Source organism: Vibrio profundum (assembly GCF_050337555.1).
In the GTDB taxonomy this organism is placed as follows: Bacteria; Pseudomonadota; Gammaproteobacteria; order Enterobacterales; family Vibrionaceae; genus Vibrio; species Vibrio profundum.
The window spans coordinates 19852-43220 of record NZ_JAKJTA010000018.1; the positions used below are offsets into that span (position 1 = coordinate 19852).

The 23369-nt window shown below is 45.9% G+C and carries 20 protein-coding genes and 1 pseudogene; 16 read left to right on the plus strand and 5 right to left on the minus strand.

The genetic code is table 11. The annotated features are described in order from the left end of the window. Positions 1–37: 37 nt before the first annotated feature. The 7 genes and pseudogenes from rmuC (at position 38) to tatC (ending at position 6233) form a co-directional block, all read left to right on the plus strand. Positions 38–1528 (plus strand): DNA recombination protein RmuC, encoded by a 1491-nt coding sequence (gene rmuC / locus L4C34_RS16035; protein WP_428790357.1) that lies wholly within the window; start codon positions 38–40, stop codon positions 1526–1528. Positions 1529–1661: 133 nt separating this feature from the next. Further along, entirely contained in the window at positions 1662–2444 is a 783-nt protein-coding gene (gene ubiE / locus L4C34_RS16040) for a bifunctional demethylmenaquinone methyltransferase/2-methoxy-6-polyprenyl-1,4-benzoquinol methylase UbiE (protein WP_428790358.1), read from the plus strand. Positions 2445–2453: 9 nt separating this feature from the next. Next, positions 2454–3059, plus strand: coding sequence for a ubiquinone biosynthesis accessory factor UbiJ (locus L4C34_RS16045; protein WP_428790359.1), 606 nt, complete (start codon positions 2454–2456; stop codon positions 3057–3059). Beyond that, positions 3056–4690 carry a ubiquinone biosynthesis regulatory protein kinase UbiB gene (ubiB, locus tag L4C34_RS16050; RefSeq protein ID WP_428790360.1) on the plus strand — a complete coding sequence of 545 codons (1635 nt, stop codon included), beginning with the start codon at positions 3056–3058 and terminating at the stop codon, positions 4688–4690. The genes L4C34_RS16045 and ubiB overlap by 4 nt, the downstream gene beginning before the upstream one ends. A gap of 83 nt (positions 4691–4773) precedes the next feature. Further along, positions 4774–5034 (plus strand): twin-arginine translocase TatA/TatE family subunit, encoded by a 261-nt coding sequence (tatA, locus tag L4C34_RS16055; RefSeq protein ID WP_428790361.1) that lies wholly within the window; start codon positions 4774–4776, stop codon positions 5032–5034. A gap of 2 nt (positions 5035–5036) precedes the next feature. Beyond that, a pseudogene (gene tatB / locus L4C34_RS16060) lies at positions 5037–5334 on the plus strand (Sec-independent protein translocase protein TatB); the annotation flags it as partial. Positions 5335–5480: 146 nt separating this feature from the next. Next, entirely contained in the window at positions 5481–6233 is a 753-nt protein-coding gene (gene tatC / locus L4C34_RS16065; protein ID WP_428790362.1) for a twin-arginine translocase subunit TatC, read from the plus strand. A gap of 73 nt (positions 6234–6306) precedes the next feature. On the opposite strand, the gene L4C34_RS16070 is transcribed toward tatC, so the two are convergent. Beyond that, on the minus strand, positions 6307–7068 hold the full coding sequence (locus L4C34_RS16070) for a TatD family hydrolase (protein WP_428790363.1): 762 nt from the start codon (positions 7066–7068) through the stop codon (positions 6307–6309). Between the two features lie 149 nt (positions 7069–7217). Between L4C34_RS16070 and hemB the strand changes: the two genes are divergently transcribed. From hemB to spfP, 3 genes are all read left to right on the plus strand, one after another. Further along, entirely contained in the window at positions 7218–8258 is a 1041-nt protein-coding gene (gene hemB / locus L4C34_RS16075; RefSeq protein WP_428790364.1) for a porphobilinogen synthase, read from the plus strand. Between the two features lie 571 nt (positions 8259–8829). Then, positions 8830–11604 carry a DNA polymerase I gene (polA, locus tag L4C34_RS16080; RefSeq protein WP_428790407.1) on the plus strand — a complete coding sequence of 925 codons (2775 nt, stop codon included), beginning with the start codon at positions 8830–8832 and terminating at the stop codon, positions 11602–11604. Positions 11605–11787: 183 nt separating this feature from the next. Beyond that, positions 11788–11835: a small protein SpfP gene (spfP, locus tag L4C34_RS20425; RefSeq protein WP_438356636.1), complete on the plus strand. Its 48-nt coding sequence runs from the start codon at positions 11788–11790 to the stop codon at positions 11833–11835. A gap of 242 nt (positions 11836–12077) precedes the next feature. Here the strand turns inward: spfP and yihA are convergent, their stop codons facing one another. Next, a complete protein-coding gene (gene yihA, locus L4C34_RS16085) occupies positions 12078–12737 on the minus strand; it encodes a ribosome biogenesis GTP-binding protein YihA/YsxC (RefSeq protein ID WP_428790365.1) in 660 nt (219 codons plus the stop codon). A gap of 148 nt (positions 12738–12885) precedes the next feature. Between yihA and L4C34_RS16090 the strand changes: the two genes are divergently transcribed. From L4C34_RS16090 to hemN, 5 genes are all read left to right on the plus strand, one after another. Then, positions 12886–13503 carry a c-type cytochrome gene (locus L4C34_RS16090; RefSeq protein ID WP_428790366.1) on the plus strand — a complete coding sequence of 206 codons (618 nt, stop codon included), beginning with the start codon at positions 12886–12888 and terminating at the stop codon, positions 13501–13503. Between the two features lie 163 nt (positions 13504–13666). Then, positions 13667–14311, plus strand: coding sequence for a class I SAM-dependent methyltransferase (locus tag L4C34_RS16095; protein ID WP_428790367.1), 645 nt, complete (start codon positions 13667–13669; stop codon positions 14309–14311). Continuing rightward, a complete protein-coding gene (yihI, locus tag L4C34_RS16100; protein WP_428790368.1) occupies positions 14301–14873 on the plus strand; it encodes a Der GTPase-activating protein YihI in 573 nt (190 codons plus the stop codon). Before L4C34_RS16095 ends, yihI begins: the two co-directional genes overlap by 11 nt. A gap of 8 nt (positions 14874–14881) precedes the next feature. Further along, the gene (locus L4C34_RS16105) at positions 14882–15370 is read left to right on the plus strand and encodes a DUF2489 domain-containing protein (protein WP_428790369.1); all 489 of its coding nucleotides are present in this window, start codon (positions 14882–14884) and stop codon (positions 15368–15370) included. A gap of 180 nt (positions 15371–15550) precedes the next feature. Next, the gene (hemN, locus tag L4C34_RS16110; protein ID WP_428790370.1) at positions 15551–16942 is read left to right on the plus strand and encodes an oxygen-independent coproporphyrinogen III oxidase; all 1392 of its coding nucleotides are present in this window, start codon (positions 15551–15553) and stop codon (positions 16940–16942) included. Positions 16943–16952: 10 nt separating this feature from the next. On the opposite strand, the gene ilvY is transcribed toward hemN, so the two are convergent. Next, positions 16953–17843 carry an HTH-type transcriptional activator IlvY gene (gene ilvY, locus L4C34_RS16115; RefSeq protein WP_428790371.1) on the minus strand — a complete coding sequence of 297 codons (891 nt, stop codon included), beginning with the start codon at positions 17841–17843 and terminating at the stop codon, positions 16953–16955. Between the two features lie 138 nt (positions 17844–17981). Between ilvY and ilvC the strand changes: the two genes are divergently transcribed. Beyond that, on the plus strand, positions 17982–19466 hold the full coding sequence (gene ilvC, locus L4C34_RS16120; protein WP_428790372.1) for a ketol-acid reductoisomerase: 1485 nt from the start codon (positions 17982–17984) through the stop codon (positions 19464–19466). A gap of 322 nt (positions 19467–19788) precedes the next feature. Here the strand turns inward: ilvC and ubiK are convergent, their stop codons facing one another. Both ubiK and L4C34_RS16130 read right to left on the minus strand, forming a co-directional pair. After that, entirely contained in the window at positions 19789–20040 is a 252-nt protein-coding gene (ubiK, locus tag L4C34_RS16125; RefSeq protein ID WP_428790373.1) for a ubiquinone biosynthesis accessory factor UbiK, read from the minus strand. A 172-nt stretch (positions 20041–20212) separates the two neighbouring features. Further along, a complete protein-coding gene (locus L4C34_RS16130) occupies positions 20213–23362 on the minus strand; it encodes a multidrug efflux RND transporter permease subunit (RefSeq protein WP_428790374.1) in 3150 nt (1049 codons plus the stop codon). Between the last annotated feature and the right edge of the window lie 7 nt (positions 23363–23369).

The window sequence follows — 23369 nt, forward strand, 5'->3', positions numbered from 1 at the left end:
TTTAATTTATACAGACTGACGACATAAAGTTGTGATTATGCAATGGATTTTTGAACATCAAAATATGCTTTGGGTTGCGACGGCTAGTGCAATTGCGGCTGGGAGCATCGCTGCCGGTTGGATGAGGCAGCGCCAAGCGATGGCGCTGCAGCGCTTACAGCAGCAAGTGGAATCTGAGCAAGCGCTCCATCGCAGTGAAACACAGCAGCTGCAGCAAACTTTACAAGCGGCGCAAGAAGAATTGCATGAATTGGATGCTGCTCGGGATCAAGGGGCATATGAACTGCGCCAAACTCACGGAAAATTGATGGTCGCGATGGAGAAACTGCGCCAGTTCGACACAGTAAAACAACAAAAGCAGCAACTTGATGAGGAAATGGCCAGTACGAAGGAGGCTAAGTTTTCTTTGGAAGCACAACTCAGAGAGCAACAAGCCCGCTACGACATGCAGCACAGTGCGGATCAAGAAAAGTTGCAGCTTTTGGAAAGTGCAGAAGAGCGGTTAACGCAACAGTTTGAACGTTTAGCCCAACAATTGTTCGATGAGAAGAGTGCTAAGGTTGATCAGCAAAACAGACAAAGTTTAGATAGCTTACTGTCGCCATTGAAAGTGCAGTTAGAAGGATTTAAAAAACAGGTCAATGATAACTTCAATCATGAAGCGAAAGAACGGCATACGCTGGTTCATGAGCTGAAGAATTTACAAAGACTCAATGAACAAATGGCGCAAGAAGCCGTCAACTTGACCAACGCATTGAAAGGCGACAACAAAGCGCAAGGCAATTGGGGGGAAGTCATTCTCGCCAGTATATTGGATGACTCAGGATTGCGAGAAGGGCACGAATACCTTACTCAAGTTAGTCTGCATAACGAGGCCGGTAAACGCTATCAACCTGATGTGATTGTAAACCTTCCGCAGCAAAAGCAAGTGGTTGTGGATTCTAAAGTCACCTTGGTGGCATACGAGCGTTACTACAATGCGACCGACGATATGGCGAAAGAGCGCGCGCTACAACAGCACTTAGCGGCTTTGAGAGCGCATATTCGTGGCCTGAGTCAAAAGGATTACCATAGACTGGACGGGATCCAATGTCTGGATTATGTGCTGTTATTTGTGCCGATTGAACCAGCATTTCAAGTGGCGATCCAAGCTGAGCCGAGTTTAGTTAAGGAAGCCATGGAGCAAAATATTCTGTTGGTTAGTCCGACTACTTTGCTGGTGGCGTTACGCACGATTGAAAATCTATGGCGCAACGAGCGAAAAAATCAAAACGCGCAGCTTATCGCAGATAAGGCCAGCAAGTTATACGATAAGTTACGCTTGTTTGTTGATGACATGGAGGGGTTGGGTGGGGCGCTTGATCGTGCTAATCAAAGTTACCAAGGCGCGATGAATAAGCTGGCGACTGGGCGTGGCAATGTATTGCGACAAGCGGAAAGTTTTACTGAGCTTGGCGTACAGGTAAAGAAACCGATTTCCCCTAGATTGACAGAGAGCATGTCGATGCCCGAAGAATCGTCCCGATGACGTTTGTCGGCAATGTATAATTGCAGATTTCTTTATATTCGCTCGCCTGTGGCGCTGAGTATGGTGGTACACTATTGCACGGTCACTGATGGTAATTGTCGCACCAGACAGTCAATTTTAAGGTAGCAGTAGCATGACAGATAATAACGCGCATTCGAGTACACAGTCAGACTCGAACGAAACCACACACTTTGGCTTTGAAACGGTAGTCAAAGAAGAGAAAGTTCAAAAGGTCGCGGAAGTTTTCCATTCTGTAGCCGCCAAATATGACATCATGAATGACCTGATGTCTGGTGGCGTTCACCGATTGTGGAAACGTTTCACTATTGATTGCAGCGGCGTTAAGCCGGGCCAGCGTATCCTAGATCTTGGGGGCGGCACGGGCGATTTGACTGCCAAATTTTCTCGTATTGTTGGTGATAAAGGTCATGTCATTTTGGCGGACATTAACAACTCGATGCTAAATGTCGGCCGAGATAAGCTGCGTGATCGCGGGATTGTCGGCAATGTGCACTACGTGCAGGCAAACGCTGAAGAGTTGCCGTTTCCTGATAACTATTTCGATTGTATTACGATTAGCTTTTGTTTACGTAATGTGACCAACAAAGATCAAGCGCTGCGCTCTATGTTCCGAGTGCTGAAGCCAGGCGGCCGCTTGTTGGTGCTTGAGTTTTCTAAACCAGTGAGTAAATCACTGTCGAAAATCTACGATACCTACTCCTTCCACCTCTTGCCGAAAATGGGCCAGCTCATCGCCAATGATGCCGACAGCTATCGCTATTTAGCAGAGTCTATTCGCATGCACCCAGACCAAGATACTTTGCAAGGGATGATGGACGAGGCCGGGTTTGAACAGACCAGTTATTACAATTTGACTGGTGGCATTGTCGCTTTGCATCGTGGTTACAAGTTTTAGGAGACCATCATGCCGTTGATCCAATTGGCCACTGCCGTCATCGAACTGTCACTGAACACGGTTATAAATGACGACCTAGAATTGGTCCGCCGTCTTGCACGCCTCAAAGGAAAAGTTATCCAAGTTCAAGTGAGAGAACTGGATATGCGCCTGACTTTCGTTCTGAGCCAACAAGTGGATGTGTTGAGTGAATATGAAGACGAGCCAGACTGTTTCTTATCGTTTAAGTTGTCTGATTTGGCTGAGCTAAGAGAGCAAGCCAATATCACCAAAATGATCAAAGAAGATAGGCTGGTGCTAGAGGGCGATGTTCAGTTAGCGCAAAAATTTGCGCAGCTGCTCACCGACTGCAAACCCGATATTGAGGAGTGGCTATCTCGTTTAACCGGAGATGCGATTGCTCATTCGTTGGTTCAGGGGATCAAAAATCTAGGACAAGGGCTACAAAAAAAGGCGTCACGTCATCAAGATCACCTATCACAAGTTTTGACAGAGGAATGGCGAGTATCGCCTGCGCCACTTGAAGTCGCTTACTTTTGTGATCAAGTAGATGAGGTGAAAAGTCAGGCGGCCAATCTCGAAGTGAAGATCAATCGAATGCTGGAGAAAGCATGACTCCGACTGAACTGAAACGTTTATACCAGATCATCAAAATTCAGTTGGAATATGGTCTTGATGAATTGCTGCCGAGCCATCAGCTAACTAAATTGCCGCGATTGGTGCGCAAATCGTTATTTTGGTTAAAGCCTTTACACCAAGATAAGCCTCTTGGTGAGCGATTACGTTTGGCATTGCAAGCGCTGGGACCTGTTTGGATTAAATTTGGCCAAATGATGTCGACTCGGCGCGATCTGTTTCCCGATCATATTGCTGACCAGCTAGAATTGCTGCAAGACCAAGTCGCTCCATTTGATGGCCAATTGGCGAAACAACAGATGGAAGCCGCGCTCGGTGGTGATCTTGAAACATGGTTTGATAACTTTGACATCAAGCCGCTTGCCTCGGCCTCTATTGCTCAAGTTCATACCGCTACGTTGAAATCTAACGGCAGAGAGATAGTGATTAAGGTTATCCGTCCCGATATCCAACCTGTCATCCAAGCCGACTTGAAATTGATGAATCGTTTAGCGCGCATTGTGTCTTCCGTCTTGCCTGAAGCACGTCGCCTGAAACCTGTCGAAGTGGTGCGTGAATATGAAAAAACGCTATTAGGCGAGCTGGATCTGCGTCTTGAAGCGGCCAATGCGATTCAATTGCGCCGAAATTTTGAAGGCAGTGAAGAGCTTTACGTCCCAGAAATTATCACCGACTTTAGTAATAAAAGTGTGATGGTGTCTGAGCGAATTTACGGTATTCGGGTCTCGGATACTGCGGCACTGCAGGCCAATGGCACTAATATGAAGTTGCTGGCGGAGCGCGGAGTACGGGTGTTCTTTACTCAGGTTTTCCGCGACAGCTTCTTTCACGCGGATATGCATCCTGGCAATGTTTTCGTTGATTATAATACGCCAGAAAACCCCCGTTGGATTGGGTTAGATTGCGGTATCGTCGGCACGCTGAACAGTGAAGATAAACGCTATTTAGCAGAGAACTTTCTTGCCTTTTTTAATCGTGACTATCGCCGTGTTGCGGAGCTGCACGTTGAATCTGAGTGGGTACCTCGCGAAACCAATATTGATGAGTTTGAACTGGCGATCCGTATGGTGTGTGAACCTATCTTCGCTAAACCATTATGCGATATCTCGTTCGGCCACGTATTGCTCAACTTATTTAATACTGCGCGTCGCTTCAATATGGAAGTGCAGCCGCAGTTGGTCTTGTTGCAAAAGACGCTATTGTATATTGAAGGGTTAGGTCGTCAGCTTTACCCACAACTGGATTTATGGGAAACCGCCAAACCATTTTTAGAAGAGTGGATGTCGAATCAGATTGGCCCGAAAGCCTTTATCAATGCGGTGAAAGATCGCGCGCCATTTTGGGCAGAAAAATTGCCAGAATTACCTGAGTTGCTCTATGACAGCTTGCGTCAAGGTAAGCTCATGAATCAAAGAATGGAGCTGTTGTATCAGGGTTACCGTGATACCAAACGCTCGATGGCAACGGGTAAGCTGCTATTTGGGGCTGGTGCAACCTTAGTTATTTGCGGAGCACTATTTGTTGGGACGCACCATGAATCGCTGTCGCTAGCGTCTGCGACCACTGGCCTTGTGCTATGGTTGTTAAGTTGGCGTTGCTATCGTAAGTAATTGTTATGCTAATTTTTAGTTTTATGGAAGTGAAGGTTTTTTTAATTTTATCAGTGGCTCGTTACAGCGAAGAGGGAACTTAAATGGGTGGAATAGGCATATGGCAACTGTTAATCGTTGCATTGATCGTGGTCGTGCTATTCGGGACCAAAAAAATTGGTCGTATCGGTGGTGATTTAGGATCAGCGATAAAAGGCTTCAAAAAAGCAATGAGTGATGACGACACCAAATCGAACGATCATACGCAAACTCGTGATGCTGATTTTGAAGCGAACAACCTTGATAACCAGCAGTCTCAAACCAGCGCAGAGACTAAAACCAAGAAAGATAATGAGCAGGCGTAGTTATGTTTGATATTGGTTTTGGTGAGCTGGTATTGGTGTTTGTGGTTGGGCTCATTGTGTTGGGTCCAGAGCGCTTACCGCATGCGATTCGTAGTGTGTCGAGATTTGTCGCAACCGCGAAGGCGATGGCCAACAATATTAAGGAAGAAGTGTCGCAAGAACTTAAAGTGCAAGAGTTACATGATAATCTGCGTAAAGCTGAGCAGTTAGGCATGAACGATTTGTCTGCGGACTTGAAGTCTTCTGTCGATGAATTAAAACAGGTTGCGCAAGAAGTACAGCGTCCTTATGCGTCTGACAATAAAACGAGCAGCTTGGGATCTCATCCGAAAGATGAGCAAGCGGATCATGTTAAACCCGAACACAAGGCGTCAGAGCGCGCTTAACTCCATTCACATCAAGCACTATGCAAAACCTTTAGTGCTTAGTTTTTTAGAGCGAACCACATGTCCTCAGCAGACCAAACCCAACCTTTAATTGGCCACCTGATTGAGTTACGTAGCCGACTACTAAAATCCATTAGCGCAATTGTGGTGGTGTTTTTAGCCTTAGTATACTTTTCTAATAATATTTATGACTTTGTCTCGGCGCCGTTAATTGAACGCTTGCCCCAAGGGGCTACGATGATTGCAACGAATGTTGCGTCACCGTTTTTTACTCCGCTAAAACTGACGCTTGTCACATCTGTGTTTATTAGTGTGCCATTCATTTTGTACCAAATTTGGGCGTTTGTGGCGCCAGGCTTGTACAAGCACGAGCGCCGCTTGGTGACGCCTTTACTAATCTCAAGTTCGTTGCTGTTTTACGTCGGGGTCTCTTTTGCCTATTACGTCGTATTGCCGATTGTGTTCCATTTCTTTACGGCCATTTCTTTAGGGGGCGTAGAGTACGCAACGGATATCACCAGTTATTTGGACTTCGTGTTGACGATTTTTATGGCATTTGGGATTGCATTCGAAGTGCCTGTCGCGATCATTTTGCTGTGTTGGACCGGTGCCACCAACCCAGATTCTCTTCGTCAAAAGCGGCCGTATATTATCGTCGGAGCATTTGTTGTCGGTATGTTTTTAACCCCGCCAGACATGTTGTCTCAGACTATGTTAGCGATACCTATGTGCTTGTTGTTTGAAGTGGGTTTGTTCTTTGCCCGATTTTATGTACGTAAAGACGAACAATCGCAAGAGAACAACACGGTCTAAGGTTACGTTGGTGAAGGTTAGTGTGAGTGTAAGGAGAAGGTTGGTGGAAACACCAACCTTTTTTCTCTTGTCGCTATAGGCGAAACAGCGTTTTCGCGTTGCGGGTGGTGATTTGGTCAACTTCTTCTAGCGTTATGCTTCTTAGTTCAGCGACGCGTTTAGCCACCAGTTGGGTATAACTAGGTTCATTTCTCTTACCACGATGCGGGACAGGGGCGAGGTATGGGCAATCGGTTTCCAGCAGCACGTAATCCATATTCAATTCAGGAATCACCTTGTCCATCCCCCCATTTTTAAACGTAGACACGCCGCCGAGTGCGAGATGGAAGCCAAGCCCAGTAATGGCTTTTGCTTCTTCTACGCTACCACCAAAACAATGGAAGACTCCTTGAAGCGATCCGTCTTGCTGCTGGGCAAGTAATTCTAAGGTTTGTTGCATCGAGTCACGCGTGTGGATCACCACGGGAAGTTTGAGCTCTTTCGCCCAATTAAGTTGGGTGATAAAAGCATACTCTTGTTCTTTTTTAAACGTTTGGTCCCAATATAGATCGATACCAATTTCACCGACCGCAATAAAGGAACGACGCTCGAACCAAGAGCGAATGGTGTGCAAGGTTTGCTCAATGTTTTCGTCCACATAGCAGGGGTGCAGACCCATCATAGAGCGGCATACCTCAGGGTAGGCGGCTTCCGTATCGAGCATCGGTTGAATGGATTCAAGATCTATGTTGGGCAGCAAAATGTGCTCGATCCCTTGTGCAAGTGCTCTTGCCACGACTTGGTCGCGATCTTGATCAAATTCATTGGCGTAGATGTGAGCGTGAGTATCTATCATATTGCTGAGCTGGTTCGAGTAAATGTTAGCACTGAGTATACGGTACTCTTAATAAGAGATCATTTTTATCAAATGCCACGATATCGGTAGCGTGGCGCCGCGAGAGTGTTATGATTTTGCTTTGCCGTGAATCATATAAGGAGACAAGCGTGTCTGCCATTACCCAAAGTCAATTCCCATTGCGCCGTATGCGCCGGACTCGTAATCATGACTTTAGCCGTCGCTTGGTTGCAGAAAATCAGCTATCCGTAGACGATCTCATTTACCCGATGTTTATTCTAATGGGAAAAGATCGTCGTGAACCCGTAGAATCTATGCCGGGTGTTGAAAGGTTATCGATCGATTTGATGCTGGAAGAAGCGCATTATCTAGCTCAACTTGGCGTGCCTGCAATCGCGTTATTTCCCGTTGTGAATCAAGATGCTAAAAGTCTCTGTGCCTCAGAAGCTTTCAATCCAGAAGGGCTAGTTCAGCGCGCCGTTCGTGAATTGAAGCAGCACGTACCACAAATGGGCGTGATCACGGATGTCGCTCTCGATCCTTATACCACCCATGGGCAGGATGGCATCATTGACCAAGATGGTTATGTGCTGAACGATGAAACGACCGAAGTCTTGATCAAGCAAGCCTTATCTCATGCCGAAGCCGGTGCTGATGTTGTTGCGCCATCGGATATGATGGATGGTCGCATTGGTAAAATTCGCATTGCTCTTGAAGAAGCCGGTCATATTAACACTCAGATCATGGCTTATTCGGCCAAGTATGCGTCTAGTTACTATGGTCCGTTTCGAGATGCAGTGGGCTCTAGCAGCAACTTGAAAGGCGGCAATAAAAAGAATTACCAGATGGACCCAGCCAACAGTGATGAAGCGCTCCACGAAGTTGCCATGGATGTGAATGAAGGCGCGGATATGGTGATGGTGAAACCTGGGATGCCTTACTTAGATCTCGTCCGCCGCGTGCGCTCTGAGTTGCAAGTGCCGACGTTCGCTTATCAAGTCTCTGGTGAATACGCCATGCATAAAGCCGCAATAGACAATGGTTGGTTAAAAGAGAAAGAAACCATTTTAGAATCGCTATTGTGCTTCAAGCGTGCTGGCGCTGATGGAATTCTGACTTATTTTGCCAAGCAGGTCGCTGAATGGTTGGTATTAGATAGTGCTCAAGCCGCTGAACATGTACGTAAATAGATTACATAATTAAGTGAGAATAATTATCATTTGGTATTGACACCTATTTGATAATGATTATTATTAACACTGTGTTAAGGGCAAAGACATCTTGGTGAAAGGCTTTCGTTAGGTGTCTGCTGCATTCTTTTGGCACGACATTGCTCACATTGCTTCCAGTGTAATTTATGGCTTTTGTTAAGCTAAACTGAATTACTTATAATAGTGTTGATCTTTTTACGCTAGGCGACATCCATCGGGTGTCGCTTTTTTTCATTTTAGGGAAGATGAAAAGGACATCGGTGAGATTTTCCACAGGTCACGATCAAAAAAAGATCAAGTTTAAATTGAGCGATCTACTTTTTTATTCTTAATAAACATGATCTTATTTTCTTTATTGCTCTCTTTACTATAGCGCTCTTTCATTGGTGAAAAATACTATAAACAGACTTATCCACAAAAAGGGGTAAGACCTGTTATGCAATATTATACTATTGCCATAACTAAACTTAGCGGCCAACATTGGATTCGTTTTAACAGTCATGGCATCCTTAGCGCATATTTTCGTTTCTATGTTTGGATATCAAAATTTATGGCCGACATCCCAGAAAACCCATTGATCCTCATTGATGGCTCATCTTATCTTTATCGTGCATTTCACGCATATCCTGGCTCCATGACCAATGGGGAAATCCCCACCAATGCAGTATATGGTGTCGTTAATATGCTGCGCAGCATGATGCGTCAGTTTTCGTCGGACCGTATTGCTGTCATTTTTGATGCCAAAGGTAAAACTTTCCGCGACGATATGTATTCCGACTACAAGGCCAATCGTCCTCCTATGCCGGACGACCTCCGCTGCCAAATCGAACCTCTGTTTAATATCATTCGTGCCATGGGGTTGCCTTTGATTTCAATAGAAGGCGTAGAAGCCGACGACGTGATTGGTACTTTGGCCCATCAGGCATCACTGCAGGGTATGCCAGTGCTTATCAGCACAGGTGATAAAGATATGGCCCAGTTGGTGAATGAGCATGTCACTCTTATCAATACCATGACCAATGTGGTGATGGATGAAGCCGGTGTGGTGGAAAAGTTTGGTATTCCCCCAGAACTCATCATCGACTACTTGGCTTTGATGGGAGATAAGGTTGATAACATCCCGGGAGTACCCGGTGTGGGAGATAAGACCGCGACCGCACTGCTACAAGGCATCGGTGGGATGGATGAGTTATACCAGCGTCTAGACGACATCGCAGCCCTGGGCTTTCGTGGGTCGAAAACGATGGCCAAAAAGCTGCAGGACAATAAAGATTCCGCTTATCTTTCTTACCGTCTTGCGACGATTAAGTTAGATGTTGAGTTGGACTCCACTCCAGAGTCATTGCTAAAGGCTGAGCCGAACCATGATGAATTGGTGCAGTTGTTTGGCAAAATGGTGTTTAAGTCTTGGTTAAATGAATTGCTCGATGGAGGAAGCCTTGTTGCGGTGAAGCAAGACTCCGCCGCTGCAGGATCGAACACGACAATCGAAACCAGTGTCGCGGAGATCGATCGCAGTCAATATGAAACTATTTTGGATAAAGAACAGTTTTCAGTTTGGCTGGAGAGATTACAGCAATCGGATGTCTTTGCATTTGATACCGAAACCGACAGTCTAGATTATATGGTGGCAAATTTAGTTGGAGTATCCTTTGCGACAGAACCTAGACTTGCCGCGTACGTACCAGTAGCACACGATTACCTTGATGCACCTCAGCAGTTGGATCGTGATTGGGTTCTAGAGCAGTTGAAACCTGTATTAGAAGACCACGAGCAAAAGAAAGTCGGCCAAAATCTCAAGTACGATGCGAGCGTATTGGCGCGCTACGATATCACCATGCAAGGTATAGAGGACGATACGATGCTTGCGTCCTACGTGCTGAACAGCGTGGCAGGTAAGCATGATATGGACAGCTTAGCGCTGCGTCATTTGCAGCACAGCTGTGTTTCGTTTGAGCAAATAGCCGGTAAAGGTAAGAAACAACTGACTTTCAATCAGATCGATCTAGAGCAAGCATCACCGTATGCTGCCGAAGACGCTGATGTTACCTTACGTTTGCACCAACATTTTATGGCGCAGCTTGCACGTGATGAGACACTAATGGCCGTGTATCGTGAGATTGAGATGCCGCTGGTACCTGTGCTGTCTCGTATTGAGCGAACGGGTGTGATGATTGATGACATGCTGCTTAATGCACAATCTCAGGAAATCAGTGCGCGATTAGTGGAATTGGAACAACAAGCCTATGCGCTTGCTGAGCAAGAATTTAACTTAAGCTCGCCTAAACAGCTTCAGGCTATATTGTTTGAGAAAATGGGGCTACCCGTTGTTAAGAAAACGCCGTCGGGTACCCCATCAACCAACGAAGAAGTCTTGCAAGAGCTGGCGCAAGACTACCCATTACCTAAGCTGCTATTGGAATATCGCGGACTGGCTAAGCTAAAGTCGACTTACACAGATAAGCTGCCTAAGATGATTAACCCGATGACCGGGCGAGTGCATACTTCTTATCATCAAGCTGTCACAGCGACAGGTCGCTTGTCTTCTACTGACCCTAACTTACAGAATATTCCTATCCGTAATGAGCAAGGTCGCCGTATTCGCCAAGCGTTCGTTGCGCCGCATGGCTATAAAATCCTAGCAGTCGATTACTCACAGATTGAATTGCGTATTATGGCTCACCTGTCTGGTGATGAAAGTCTATTACAAGCCTTCCAGCAAGGTAAAGACATTCACACGGCGACCGCGGCCGAGATTTTATCAGTGGATATCGAAGCCGTGACGAGTGAGCAGCGTAGACGAGCCAAAGCCGTTAACTTTGGTTTGATTTATGGAATGAGCGCGTTTGGCTTGTCGAAACAATTAGGGATCCCGCGCGGCGAAGCACAGCAGTACATGGATACCTATTTTGAACGTTATCCTGGTGTCATGCAGTATATGGAAGACACGCGCTCGGCAGCTTCTGAACAGGGTTACGTCGAAACATTATTTGGTCGTCGCCTACATTTACCTGAAATCACATCTCGCAACGGATTACGCCGTAAAGCGGCTGAGCGCGCCGCCATCAATGCGCCCATGCAAGGCACGGCGGCGGATATTATTAAAAAAGCGATGTTGCTGGTGGATGAGTGGATACAACAACAGTCTAGCGAAGATGTCCGTTTGTTAATGCAAGTACACGATGAACTGGTGTTTGAGGTGAAAGCTGAGTTATTGGCTGAGTTTGAACCGAAAATACAGCAGCTAATGGAAGCCGCTGCGCAGTTGAACGTACCATTAGTGGCGGAGGCTGGTCATGGTGATAACTGGGATCAGGCGCACTAGTTAGGCTTAGCTTATATGTAATAAAACAAGAAATGGTATTTTTATGACAGATTTATGGTGTTAATAAGCCAATAAATCACAAATAATCCTCTGGTAGTGAATATTTCTGAAAAAAAATTACATATTTAATTTTACTTTATGACCAAATGTTGTACATTAGAACGCGTAGGGTACAGAGGTAAGATGTTCTATCTTTCAGACCTTTTGTTTCACGTTATTGGATTAGGCTAATTCAGCCGCCCTAGTCAGTATTTGGCTGGGGCGTTTTTTATTGGGCGCTATCTAATCGAGCATATCTTCAGTTATCGCGCGGCTTCCTGCCGTACCAACACTTTCTTGATTCGTGAGAGCGGGTTCACATCACGGCGAAAATGTTCATAAGATCAGAGTATGACTAGAGAGATGATTTGGGATGATGGTTGTGCGGGGCAAAGGCTCAGCATGGTAGGCTGAGCCTTTTAAGTTAGATGTGGTTATTCGGTATCGCTGAGATCTTCTTGATTAGATTCTTCCTCTAACAAGGCCTCTACCGCTGGTGCAAACCATTGATCGAGTTTGTTACGTAGCACGTCTACACCGATACCTTTTAACGTAGAAAATGGGTCGACTTGTACGGTGCCGCCGAACCCTAACGCCATCTCACGGATTTTCAGCACTTGTGCTTTTCTCGCACCACTTTTCAATTTATCCGCTTTAGTCAGTAGCACCTGCACAGGAATTCCACTATCGATGGCCCAATAGATCAGCTGTTGGTCCAAATCTTTCATTGGGTGTCGAATATCCATCAGCACAACGACACCTTTCAAGCAGGTACGTTTCTGCAAATATTCGCCAAGTGATTTCTGCCACTTCTTCTTCATTTCCAGTGGTACTTGGGCAAAGCCGTAACCTGGCAAGTCGACAATATGGCAGCCGTCTTGCACTTTGAAAAGGTTGATCAGCTGAGTTCGCCCAGGTGTTTTACTGGTTTTGGCTAGTCCTTTTTGGTTGGTCAGTCGATTTAACGAGCTTGATTTTCCTGCGTTGGAGCGTCCTGCAAACGCAATTTCTATGCCTTCATCTTCGGGTAAATGACGGATATCTGGGGCACTGGTGATAAAATGCGTGTTTTGGTAGTTAATTTTAACGCTCACTGTTAACTCCATCTCGACTTTGTATGTTGGATTGATCACTTTATTGTGGACTCGACTAAACTAACCATGCTCAGCCAATGATCGCCTATTGTAGCATGAGTGGACTCGTAGAGTGGAAATGGAAGCCAGATAAATATAATGGAATGTCATGAATAAATTCACGCTAGTCATCAGTCTTATCGTTAGTAGCTCGGTGTGGGCACAAGGTAACATCGAAGCTGGGAAAGAAAAATCCCAAACTTGTACGGCTTGTCATGGTGCCGATGGCAACAGCCAATTGACCATGTACCCCAATTTAGCGGGCCAACATGCCAGTTATCTCAATAAACAATTGCTGGATCTTAAACTCGGTATGCAGACCGGCGGGAAGCAAGGTCGATATAATCCGGTGATGGGAGGTATGGCGCTCCCGTTGTCAGAACAAGATATGGCGGATCTTGCAGCCTATTATAGTTCGTTGCCAGCTGCAGAAGGCAGTACGCCGGAGGATGTCGTGGACAAAGGACGCGCGCTTTATGCTGGCGGAGATGCTGAAAAGGGCTTAACTGCTTGCATTGCTTGCCATGGACCAAGAGGAAATGGGGGTGAGCTAGCCGGATTTCCCAGAATTGCTGGGCAGCATGCCGAGTACATCAAGCTTCAGCTAGAAAGTTATCGCAACGGCTCTCGCGCTAACGACATGAATAGCATGATGCGTGATATTGCACAAAAGTTGTCCGATGAAGATATTTCCGTCTTATCTCAATATGTTGGTGGTCTTCACTAGCGCTGTAATGCTCGGTAACTTATTTGGGTGAGTAAGGACTGTGTTCGGTATCTAAAGCCGAAAGCCTTCTCATTCGCCCTAAAATTGATGAAAAATACCTCAAAATACTCCACAGCCAGCCGCATTTCTGATATGTTTCGCCTCTTCATTAAAGGAAGAATATATGAATCAGTGTCCTTTGTGTCTGGTAAAAGATGCCCACCATTATTATAGCGATAAACGCCGCAGCTACTTTCAATGCCAAGAATGTGAGTTGGTGTTTGTTACGCATGAGCATTTACTAAATGCGAAGGACGAAAAAGCGCACTATGACTTGCACGAAAACAACCCTGAAGATCAGGGCTACCGTCGTTTTTTGTCGCGAGTCGCAACGCCGCTGTTAGAGCGAATCGCGCCTAGTTCTACTGGGCTGGATTTTGGCTGTGGCCCCGGCCCTACTTTGTCATTGATGATGCAAGAGCAAGGACATCAGGTCGCTTTATATGATGTCTTTTATCAGCCTGATAAACAGGTGCTCGAATCGCAGTACGATTTTGTAACTGCCACCGAGGTCATTGAGCATCTGCACCAACCAGACCGGGTGTGGCAGCAGTGGTTAACTATGCTACGCCCAGGTGCGTGGTTAGCGGTGATGACAAAAATGGTGCTCGATGTGGAAGCGTTTGCGCGCTGGCACTATAAAAATGATCTTACGCATGTGATTTTTTTTAGTCGCCGCACGTTTGAATATTTGGCGAAACGGGATTGTCTCCATCTAGAATTTATAGGTAATGATGTTATTTTGCTGAGGAAGCCAGATGAGTCGTAATAAAAAATCAAGAAAACCGGGTGCGATGGGCGAAGTTGAAGTCGTCGTGACACGTAACCGTACAGAATCGGACGTTGAAGGCCGTTTACGTAAAAAAGTGAAAAATCGTAAAGGCTTAAAAACCGGAAACCGCAATGCGGAGTCGGCTGGAAGCCATAGTGGTTCGGCAAAAATGGCCAAAGACCCACGCATCGGCAGTAAAAAGAAAATTCAGCTGGTGGTAAATAAAAGTAAGCCAAGCAAAAAAGAGCGCAAGTTATCGGCGAAGCGCGAGCTAGAGCTGCTAGAAAATGACGCGCAATTGAATGTCTTGCTTGATCGCATCGAGCAAGGTGAAAAACTGGGTGCTGGCCTGCAAAGCTTTGTCGATGAAAAACTGGATCGAATTGAAGTGCTGATGAAGCAGCTCGGCTACTTTGACCAAGAACCAGAAGAGTCTGAGCTGGAAGAAGTAAAAGACGTTGAGCAACCGAAGAAGAAATCGGTGAAGCAAGCGCCACGCAGTGAAGACGATTTGTTGGCTCAATTTGAGAACGTCAATTTGGACGACTTAAAAGGGTAGGCATCAAGATGGGCATGACGTGGCTTGCCATCCTTGGCGGCATTATCATAGTATTATTGGCGGCATACGCTGGTCGTTTGCTGTTGTTATTGCGCAAACAGACTCAACAACAGGCGCAGCATCAAACGCTCGCGGTTAAGAAACGCAATGCGAATATCTATGAGAACGTCAACACCCTGTGCTTGGTCGGCATTCAGGGGCAATGTGACTTATCTGAAATTAGTATTCGTATCTATAACATTATGGATTACGTGCAAGGTGATGAAAGAGTCGACTTTGACGTTGAGTTTCCAGCCACGGCAGAGCTGTATCATATTGTGAAGGATATGGCGCGCAGCGATGCTCGCCAAGCATTGGTGAAGAAAGAGCGAATGAAGCAGAATCTCGCTCGTCACCAAGCCGAAGCGAGATTGCAAGATTCGATCGTTGCAGAGCTTAAGGCGTTGCAAAAGCGCGTGCTGCCTTTGAACGATCAAATACCAGTGCAAGTCCTGTAGCCGAATCTTGATATGGGCGAGTGAGTAGACTTGCTCACTGTCTGATCGAGCCGATAAAAACGGTTAGCGGTGCTAGCCGTTTGATAAAATGCCAACTGCACCGCATTGAGCGTATAGTTTTTTTTGCTAAGATAGCGTGGCAATTATGTCGGTGTGTTTATCTAATTTTGGAAAGCTTTTATGTCGCAGCAAGTGGAATCAAATCAGCAGCAGATTGTGTGGGATCAGAGTATTATTGAAAAATATAACTACTCAGGGCCTCGCTACACATCGTATCCTACCGCACTGGAGTTCCACGAAGCTTTCACCATTTCCGATTTAGACATGGCCTGCACTCAGTACCCTGAACGCCCACTATCTTTATATGTCCACATTCCGTTTTGCCATACGCTTTGCTATTACTGCGGTTGCAACAAATTCATCACTCGTCAGCAGCACAAAGTCGATGAATATTTGGATGTACTTGAACATGAAATTCGCCAGCGTGCTTTTTTGCTGCAAGGTCGTCGCGTCACTCAATTACATTTTGGTGGCGGAACACCTAGCTATTTAACACCTGAGCAAATTAGCCGCTTGATGGCTGTGTTAAAAAGCGAGTTTCAGTTTGATACTGAGGCCGAGATAAGTATCGAAGTTGACCCAAGAGAGCTGCGGTTAGACTTTCTCGATCACTTGTCTCAAGAAGGGTTTAACCGCCTTAGTATTGGTGTGCAAGACTTTAATAAGCAAGTTCAAAAGCTGGTCAATCGTGAACAAGATGAGCAACTGATTATTGATATGGTGCGGCGCGCGAAACAGTTAGGTTTTCGCTCGACCAACTTAGATTTGATTTATGGCTTGCCCAAGCAAACTCAGCAGTCGTTCTCGGCGACGCTAGATCAAGTCTTAGCGCTGCAGCCTGGTCGCTTATCGATTTTCAACTACGCCCATATGCCTACTATGTTCGCGGCTCAGCGTAAGATCAAACAAGCAGATTTACCACAGGCTGAAGAAAAATTGGCGATCTTACAGGATACCGTCGGAAAATTAACCGCCGCAGGATACCAATGTATTGGGATGGATCACTTTGCTCGTCCGGACGATGAATTAGCGGTAGCGCAGCGCGAGGGTAGACTACATCGAAACTTCCAAGGTTATACGACTCAAGGCGAGTGCGATTTAGTGGGCTTCGGAGTATCCGCTATTTCTATGATTGGAGATGTGTATGCGCAAAATCAAAAAGATTTGAAGGCGTATCACAACCAGCTTGATCAAGATCGACACGCTTTGTGGAAAGGCGTTGTACTTGATAACGACGATATTATTCGTCGTGACGTTATCAAAAGGCTGATTTGCAATTTCCAGCTGGATAAGCAGCAGCTTCAATCTACCTATCACATAGATTTTGACGATTATTTCCAAGAGGACTTGGCGCAGCTACAGCAATTTGTTCGTGATGGCTTGGTGACGCTTGATTCTAAGTGTATTCAGGTGACAGCGAGAGGCCGTTTACTTATTCGTAATATCTGCATGTGTTTTGACAAATACTTGCGCGATCGCCAGTGTCAAAATCAGTTTTCTAAAGTTATTTAACCCCATAGGCTTAATTTCGGAGCATGTCTTTTGTGGCCACGCTCCACAAAGCTTTCACAAGCGGATGGTTAAGCTGAGATCGCAAACAGCATAGCCCTATCTTAAACGGTTTGATCGGGGCGACGTTAAGTTTTTGTATTCGCTGTTTGACCGGGCTGCTGTTGATGACGACATCAGGAACAATCCCCACCCCACACCCTAATGCAACCATGCTGACGATCGCTTCATGCCCAGCTACTTTTGCATAAATTGTCGGCTTAATACCCATTTGGCTAAACCATGTGTTGGCACGCTCTCTGGCGGTTCCCGCTTCGGGTATGATGAAGGGAATACCCGACCAATCAGGCTGGGGTTTCTGTAATTCATCGATAAATGGACTGCTGCCACGCGGTGCGATAACGGAGAGCGGTATTTCGCCTATTGTGGCGAACTCTAGCTTAGTTGGCAGGGCATCAGGCATTGCTGATAAGGCGATATCCACTTCTTTGTTCTGAACTTTCTCAATCGCTTGCGCGGGATCACCAGTCGACAGCTTGTATTCAATCTGTGGGTGGTGGATACGGAAAGTCGACAGCAGATCAGGCAAATGGGTATAGCTGGCCGTTACCGAGCAAAACATGCGTAGCTCACCCGTTAACTCTTGGCATCCATCGTGGAGTTGATGGTACAGCTGCTGCCACTCTGAGGTGATGCGCAATGCGACGGGCAGTAACTTCCTACCAGCTTCAGTGAGTTCGACTGAACGATTATCTCGAAGCAGCAATGGTTGACCGACAGACGCTTCAAGTTTTTGGATTTGTCGACTCAACGCCGAAGGGCTAATGTGGACCGCTAATGCGGTTTTATGGAAGCTTTTGCTATCACAAAGGTGGATAAACATTTTTAAGGTTGTTAAGTTCACCTGCGTGCCTCTTTATCTTGCATTAATTGCAACGAGTAATTGTGAATATATCACTTTAAGCAATTTTATGATCGCACTAAGATAAATTCCATTGGCTTCGCTTGGCGAAGATCCCCATCTCATCACAAGGATACGAATATGGCTAACTATTTTAACACTCTGAACTTACGTCAGCAGTTGGATCAACTAGGCCGCTGCCGCTTTATGGACAAAGAAGAATTTGCAAACGAGGCAAAGTTCTTAGTTGGTAAAAAAATCGTGATTGTCGGGTGTGGTGCGCAAGGGTTAAACCAAGGTTTAAACATGCGAGATTCAGGCTTAGATGTGTCTTACGCACTTCGCCAAGCGGCCATTAATGAGAAGCGTCAATCGTTTCTGAGCGCAAAAGAAAATGGTTTTGTGGCGGATTGCTATGAGAACTTGATTCCACAAGCCGATTTGGTCATCAACCTGACTCCAGATAAACAACACAGTAATGTGGTTGAGACTGTTATGCCGCTGATGAAGCAAGGCGCAGCGCTGGGCTACTCACACGGTTTTAATGTGGTTGAGGAAGGAATGCAGATCCGCTCAGACTTAACGGTGGTGATGGTTGCACCTAAGTGCCCAGGCACTGAAGTTCGTGAAGAATATAAGCGTGGTTTTGGCGTACCGACTCTACTTGCCGTGCATCCTGAAAATGATCCACAAGGAGAAGGCTGGGAAATCGCTAAGGCGTGGGCTGCGGGAACCGGTGGCCACAGAGCGGGCTGTCTTGAGTCGTCTTTTGTTGCGGAAGTGAAGTCAGACTTGCTAGGTGAACAAACGATTTTATGCGGCATGCTGCAAGCGGGTTCGATTGTATGCTACGAAAAAATGATCGCAGATGGTATTGAGCCAAGCTATGCCGGCAAGTTACTGCAAAATGGTTGGGAAGTCGTTACCGAAGCTCTGAAATTTGGCGGCATCACTCATATGATGGATAGACTTTCTAACCCGGCAAAAATCAAAGCGTTTGATCTCTCTGAGCAGCTTAAAGATTTGATGCGCCCGCTGTACAACAAGCACATGGATGACATCATTACTGGTCAGTTTTCTAAAGGCATGATGGCTGATTGGTCGAACGATGACGCTGATTTGCTGCGCTGGCGCAAAGAAACCGGCGAAACGGCATTTGAAAATTACCCTGAGTCGAATCAAGACATTGCTGAGCAGGAATATTTCGACCACGGCATCTTGATGATTGCGATGGTAAGAGCTGGGGTAGAGTTGGCATTTGAGGCCATGACATCATCGGGCATCATCGATGAGTCGGCGTACTACGAGTCATTACATGAATTGCCATTGATTGCTAATTTGGTGGCACGTAAGCGTTTGTACGAAATGAACGTGGTTATTTCCGATACCGCAGAATATGGTACTTACCTATTTGCTAACGTGGCAGTGCCGATGCTACGCGATCAGTTTATGCCAACGGTCGCAACAGATGTGATTGGTCGTGGGTTTGGTGAAGTTTCAAATCAAGTTGATAATGCGCGCTTGATTGAGGTAAACGACGCGATTCGCCATCACCCAGTTGAGTTTATTGGTGAGGAGCTGCGCGGCTATATGACCGACATGAAACGTATCGCAGTTGCTGGTTAAGCATCTTGTGGTGTATGTTTTGTTGATAGGGAGATCAATAAAGTTTGAACTACGTCCTTGCCAGATAATCGGAAAATGATTAGTTTAGAGGCAGTATTTAAGAAGACTAAGTTATATTTAGCGTTTTTCTTAGTTGGTTAAAAATAAAATAAATACAACACAACATTGTAAAAAAGCTTGGTTGCCGTTAACCAAGCTTTTTTTATGTCTTCTCTCAAATCTTAGTGCTATTTGTTTTAGCTATTAGCTCAATGGCATAGTGAGCACTAACACACACCAAGTTTAGAATGTTCATGGCTTAGATAAATGCCCTAACTGTGAATCATTCTTGATTAAGTTTGGCTTCTAACTCGATCAGTTTATTTTCCATTTCAGTTAGCTTTTGACGGGTACGCATCAATACTTGCGTTTGTACGTCAAACTCCTCGCGGCTTACCACATCAAGTTTGTTCAATTGACCTTGAATGACCTGACGCACTTTTTGTTCTACGTCGGTGCCCAGATCTTTCACTGGTTGCGGCATGGAATCGTGAATTTGTTTTGCAACTTGTTCTAATTTTTTTGGATCAAACATAGTAATAACCGTTCCTATCTCGTTTTATTCATTTTATTGAATCATGTTGGAAATGTCGCCATTGAAGACGAAAAAAAAGGCCACCGAAGTGACCTTTATTGATGACGATTAACAATTATCGTTTAGTAACAAGTATCGTTAATTAACAAGTATCGTTGATACACCAAGTCAGTTACGATGAGGCATTGTCTTTATCAAGATTGATCTTGCGGTGTGCTGCTTTCGCCTCATCCACACGAGCCAGCTTTTCTAAGTCTTTATCTTCGACAAAGATAGGCAGTGGTTTGTGTTTCTCCGCTAGGAATGTATAAATCACCGGCAGAACGAATAGGGTAAAGATAGTACCTATCGCAAGGCCAGCCACAATCACGAGACCAATGTTAAAGCGTGAGTGCGCACCTGCGCCCGTCGCGTAAAGCAATGGGATTAGGCCAGCAATCATCGCCGCTGTTGTCATCAAGATAGGGCGTAAACGTGTTTTCGCCGCTATAATGACCGCTTCCATTCGTGAACGATTATTATGGAGCTGCTCTTCTTTAGCCACTTCACAGATCAATATACCGTGCTTCGATATCAATCCGACTAGGGTGATGAGGCCGACTTGGGAGTAGATGTTCATCGTTGTCACTCCGAAGAACGCCCCCCATGCAAGAGCAATCAGTGCGCCACATATTGCAAGTGGTACTGAAACCAAGATAACAATTGGATCCTTAAGAGACTCGAACTGTATCGCTAGTACCAAGAATACGATTGCAACCGCAAGACCAAACGTTAGATAGAGCGCATTTCCTTCTTCCACATACTGACGAGACTCACCCATATAGCTGTGAGTATAGCCAGACGGTAGTGTGGCTTGCACTGTGTTTTCAAGCCAATCCACAGCGGTACCAATAGACGTACCTGGAGCTTGAACGGCACTGATGGTTGCTGAATTTAGCTGGTCGAAGTGGGATAGCGCTCTTGGTTCACCGGTTACCTTAATGGTCACTAGGCTGCTGAGAGGCACTGATTTACCGTTCGCGGCGGTTACGTAATAATTATTGAGAGACTCTGGATTTAGTCTCCACTTACGTTCCACCTGAGGAATAACCTCGTAAGATCGGCCATCAATGTTAACGCGGTTCAGGCTGCCATCTGACATCATAGTCGAAAGCGTAGTACCAATATCTTGCATGGTAATACCGTATGCACCCGCTTTGTCTTTGTCGATCTTGATCTTCATCGTTGCTGAGTTGAAGTTGAGATTCAGCTGAGTGAAGACAAACATCGGGTTAGACTTCATTTTGTTTTGCACTTCCGTCGCCACGGTAAACAAGTTTTCAAATGAATTTGGCGTTGTGAGAACTAACTGAATCGGTAGACCTGAACCTGCTCCAGGCAGTTCTGGTAAGTTGAACGCAACAATACTCATGCCAGGAATATCTTTGACTAGTGCGCCAACGCGTTTAGTCACTTCTTCTTGGCTTGCTTTACGTTCACCCCACGGTTTCAGTGTCGCAATCCCTAATGCTTGGTTTGAATCTGGAACACCAGTGAACGCCATCGAAAACTGAACTTCAGGCTGCTTAGACAGAATCGTGTTCACGTCTTGCATGGTATTGCTCAGGTAATCTAGGTTCGCGCTTTCCTCACCAGTACCCATCATCATCACAACACCGTTGTCTTCCGAAGGAGCCAAAGCACTTGGGATGAATTTGAACAGCAGCGGAAGAACGGCGAATACGATAACCGCAAACCCAATGATTACTGGGCGACGCGTCATCACTGCAGTAAGCATTTTCTCATAACGAGCCGTCATTCGATCTAAGGTGCTATGAACCTTGCTCTCGAATTTGCTTGGCTTCTGGTTTGACTTAAACATCTTGGCGCACATCATTGGAGAAAGCGTCAGAGCTAAGATACCAGAGATAAATACCGCGCCTGCGAGCGTCAAAGCAAACTCTTTGAACAGCGTGCCTGTTAAGCCTCCCATTAGAGCAATCGGAGAGTATACCGCCGCGAGCGTGAGCGTCATTGCGATAACTGGAATGGCAATTTCTCTCGTACCAATAATGGCTGCTCGGAACGGCGACTCTCCCAGCTTGATATGCCGGTCAACGTTTTCCAATACAACAATCGCATCATCCACCACCAGACCGATGGCGAGTACCATGGCGAGGAGTGTCATCAAGTTCCAAGAGAACCCGAACGATTGCATCACCATCGCTACACCAATTAAGGACAGCGGAATGGTGACGATTGGAATAATCACAGCCCGCAGTGAGCCCAAGAATAGAGTAATTACCACCAATACGATCAGTACCGCTTCTGCCAACGTTTTAATGACTTCCGTAATGGAGTCACTAATCGCGATGGTAGAATCGTACATGACCCGCATTTTGATGTTGCTTGGCAGGTTTTTCTGTATTTGAGGCAACATCTTGCGGATGTTTTTGGCGATATTAATCGGGTTAGCGGTCGGTGTTGCGTTGATCGCGGCCACAACCGCTTTCTTACCGTTTGCGCTACCGCGAATTGTATCGTGGCTGGTTGCGAGCGTAACTTTGGCAATATCTCCAAGTCGGATAATGTTGCCGTTTTGCTCTTTAACGACGAGCTGCTTGAGCTGCTCTGGTGTCGTATTTTGGGTGTTCGCATCGCCATTGTATTGAATGAAGTAACCGTCGGCCTGTCCTGTCGCTGACTGATAGTTGTTTTGCTTCAATACGTTGGTGACTTCACTTGCCGACAGTTTAAGCGCCGCCATTTTTGCAGGATCAAGCCATACACGTAACGCGTAGCTGCTACCGCCGTAAAGATCGACTTTTGAAACGCCTTCAACAGTCACAAATTGAGGGTTAACAACGCGATCTAAGTAGTCGGTTAATTGGTTAGAGTCTAATGAATCACTCGTAAAGCCAATATAGAGCACCGCTGTCCCTGCCGCTGTAGACAAGCTCACCGTTGGGTCTTCAGCATCACTAGGTAACTGAGACTTCACGGACATCGTCTTGGCCAAAATATCGGCCAGTGCGGCGTTGGGGTCGGTATTCAACTTCATGTTGACGGTGATCGTTGAAACACCGAGCTTGGACGACGACGTCATGTAATCGATATTGTCGGCCTGAGCAATGGCTTGCTCTAAGGGTTGAGTGATGAAGCCTTGGATGGCATTCGCACTCGCGCCATAGTAATTAGTCGTTACAGTGACGATGGTGTTGGTCATTTCAGGGTATTGTCGAACCTGCATTTTAAAGGCTGCTTGTAAACCAAGCAGCGCAATTAAAAAGCTGATCGATACCGCTAAAACTGGACGTTTTATGAAAACATCAGTAAAGCGCATGATTCCT

What these genes read in the sequence shown, in the direction of transcription:
- rmuC (WP_428790357.1), top strand. Translation starts at nt 38, where the DNA reads ATGCAATGGATTTTTGAACATCAAAATATGCTTTGGGTTGCGACGGCT.
- ubiE (WP_428790358.1), top strand. Translation starts at nt 1,662, where the DNA reads ATGACAGATAATAACGCGCATTCGAGTACACAGTCAGACTCGAACGAA.
- L4C34_RS16045 (WP_428790359.1), top strand. Translation starts at nt 2,454, where the DNA reads ATGCCGTTGATCCAATTGGCCACTGCCGTCATCGAACTGTCACTGAAC.
- ubiB (WP_428790360.1), top strand. Translation starts at nt 3,056, where the DNA reads ATGACTCCGACTGAACTGAAACGTTTATACCAGATCATCAAAATTCAG.
- tatA (WP_428790361.1), top strand. Translation starts at nt 4,774, where the DNA reads ATGGGTGGAATAGGCATATGGCAACTGTTAATCGTTGCATTGATCGTG.
- tatC (WP_428790362.1), top strand. Translation starts at nt 5,481, where the DNA reads ATGTCCTCAGCAGACCAAACCCAACCTTTAATTGGCCACCTGATTGAG.
- L4C34_RS16070 (WP_428790363.1), bottom strand. Translation starts at nt 7,068, where the DNA reads ATGATAGATACTCACGCTCACATCTACGCCAATGAATTTGATCAAGAT.
- polA (WP_428790407.1), top strand. Translation starts at nt 8,830, where the DNA reads ATGGCCGACATCCCAGAAAACCCATTGATCCTCATTGATGGCTCATCT.
- L4C34_RS16090 (WP_428790366.1), top strand. Translation starts at nt 12,886, where the DNA reads ATGAATAAATTCACGCTAGTCATCAGTCTTATCGTTAGTAGCTCGGTG.
- L4C34_RS16095 (WP_428790367.1), top strand. Translation starts at nt 13,667, where the DNA reads ATGAATCAGTGTCCTTTGTGTCTGGTAAAAGATGCCCACCATTATTAT.
- yihI (WP_428790368.1), top strand. Translation starts at nt 14,301, where the DNA reads ATGAGTCGTAATAAAAAATCAAGAAAACCGGGTGCGATGGGCGAAGTT.
- L4C34_RS16105 (WP_428790369.1), top strand. Translation starts at nt 14,882, where the DNA reads ATGGGCATGACGTGGCTTGCCATCCTTGGCGGCATTATCATAGTATTA.
- hemN (WP_428790370.1), top strand. Translation starts at nt 15,551, where the DNA reads ATGTCGCAGCAAGTGGAATCAAATCAGCAGCAGATTGTGTGGGATCAG.
- ilvC (WP_428790372.1), top strand. Translation starts at nt 17,982, where the DNA reads ATGGCTAACTATTTTAACACTCTGAACTTACGTCAGCAGTTGGATCAA.
- ubiK (WP_428790373.1), bottom strand. Translation starts at nt 20,040, where the DNA reads ATGTTTGATCCAAAAAAATTAGAACAAGTTGCAAAACAAATTCACGAT.
- L4C34_RS16130 (WP_428790374.1), bottom strand. Translation starts at nt 23,362, where the DNA reads ATGCGCTTTACTGATGTTTTCATAAAACGTCCAGTTTTAGCGGTATCG.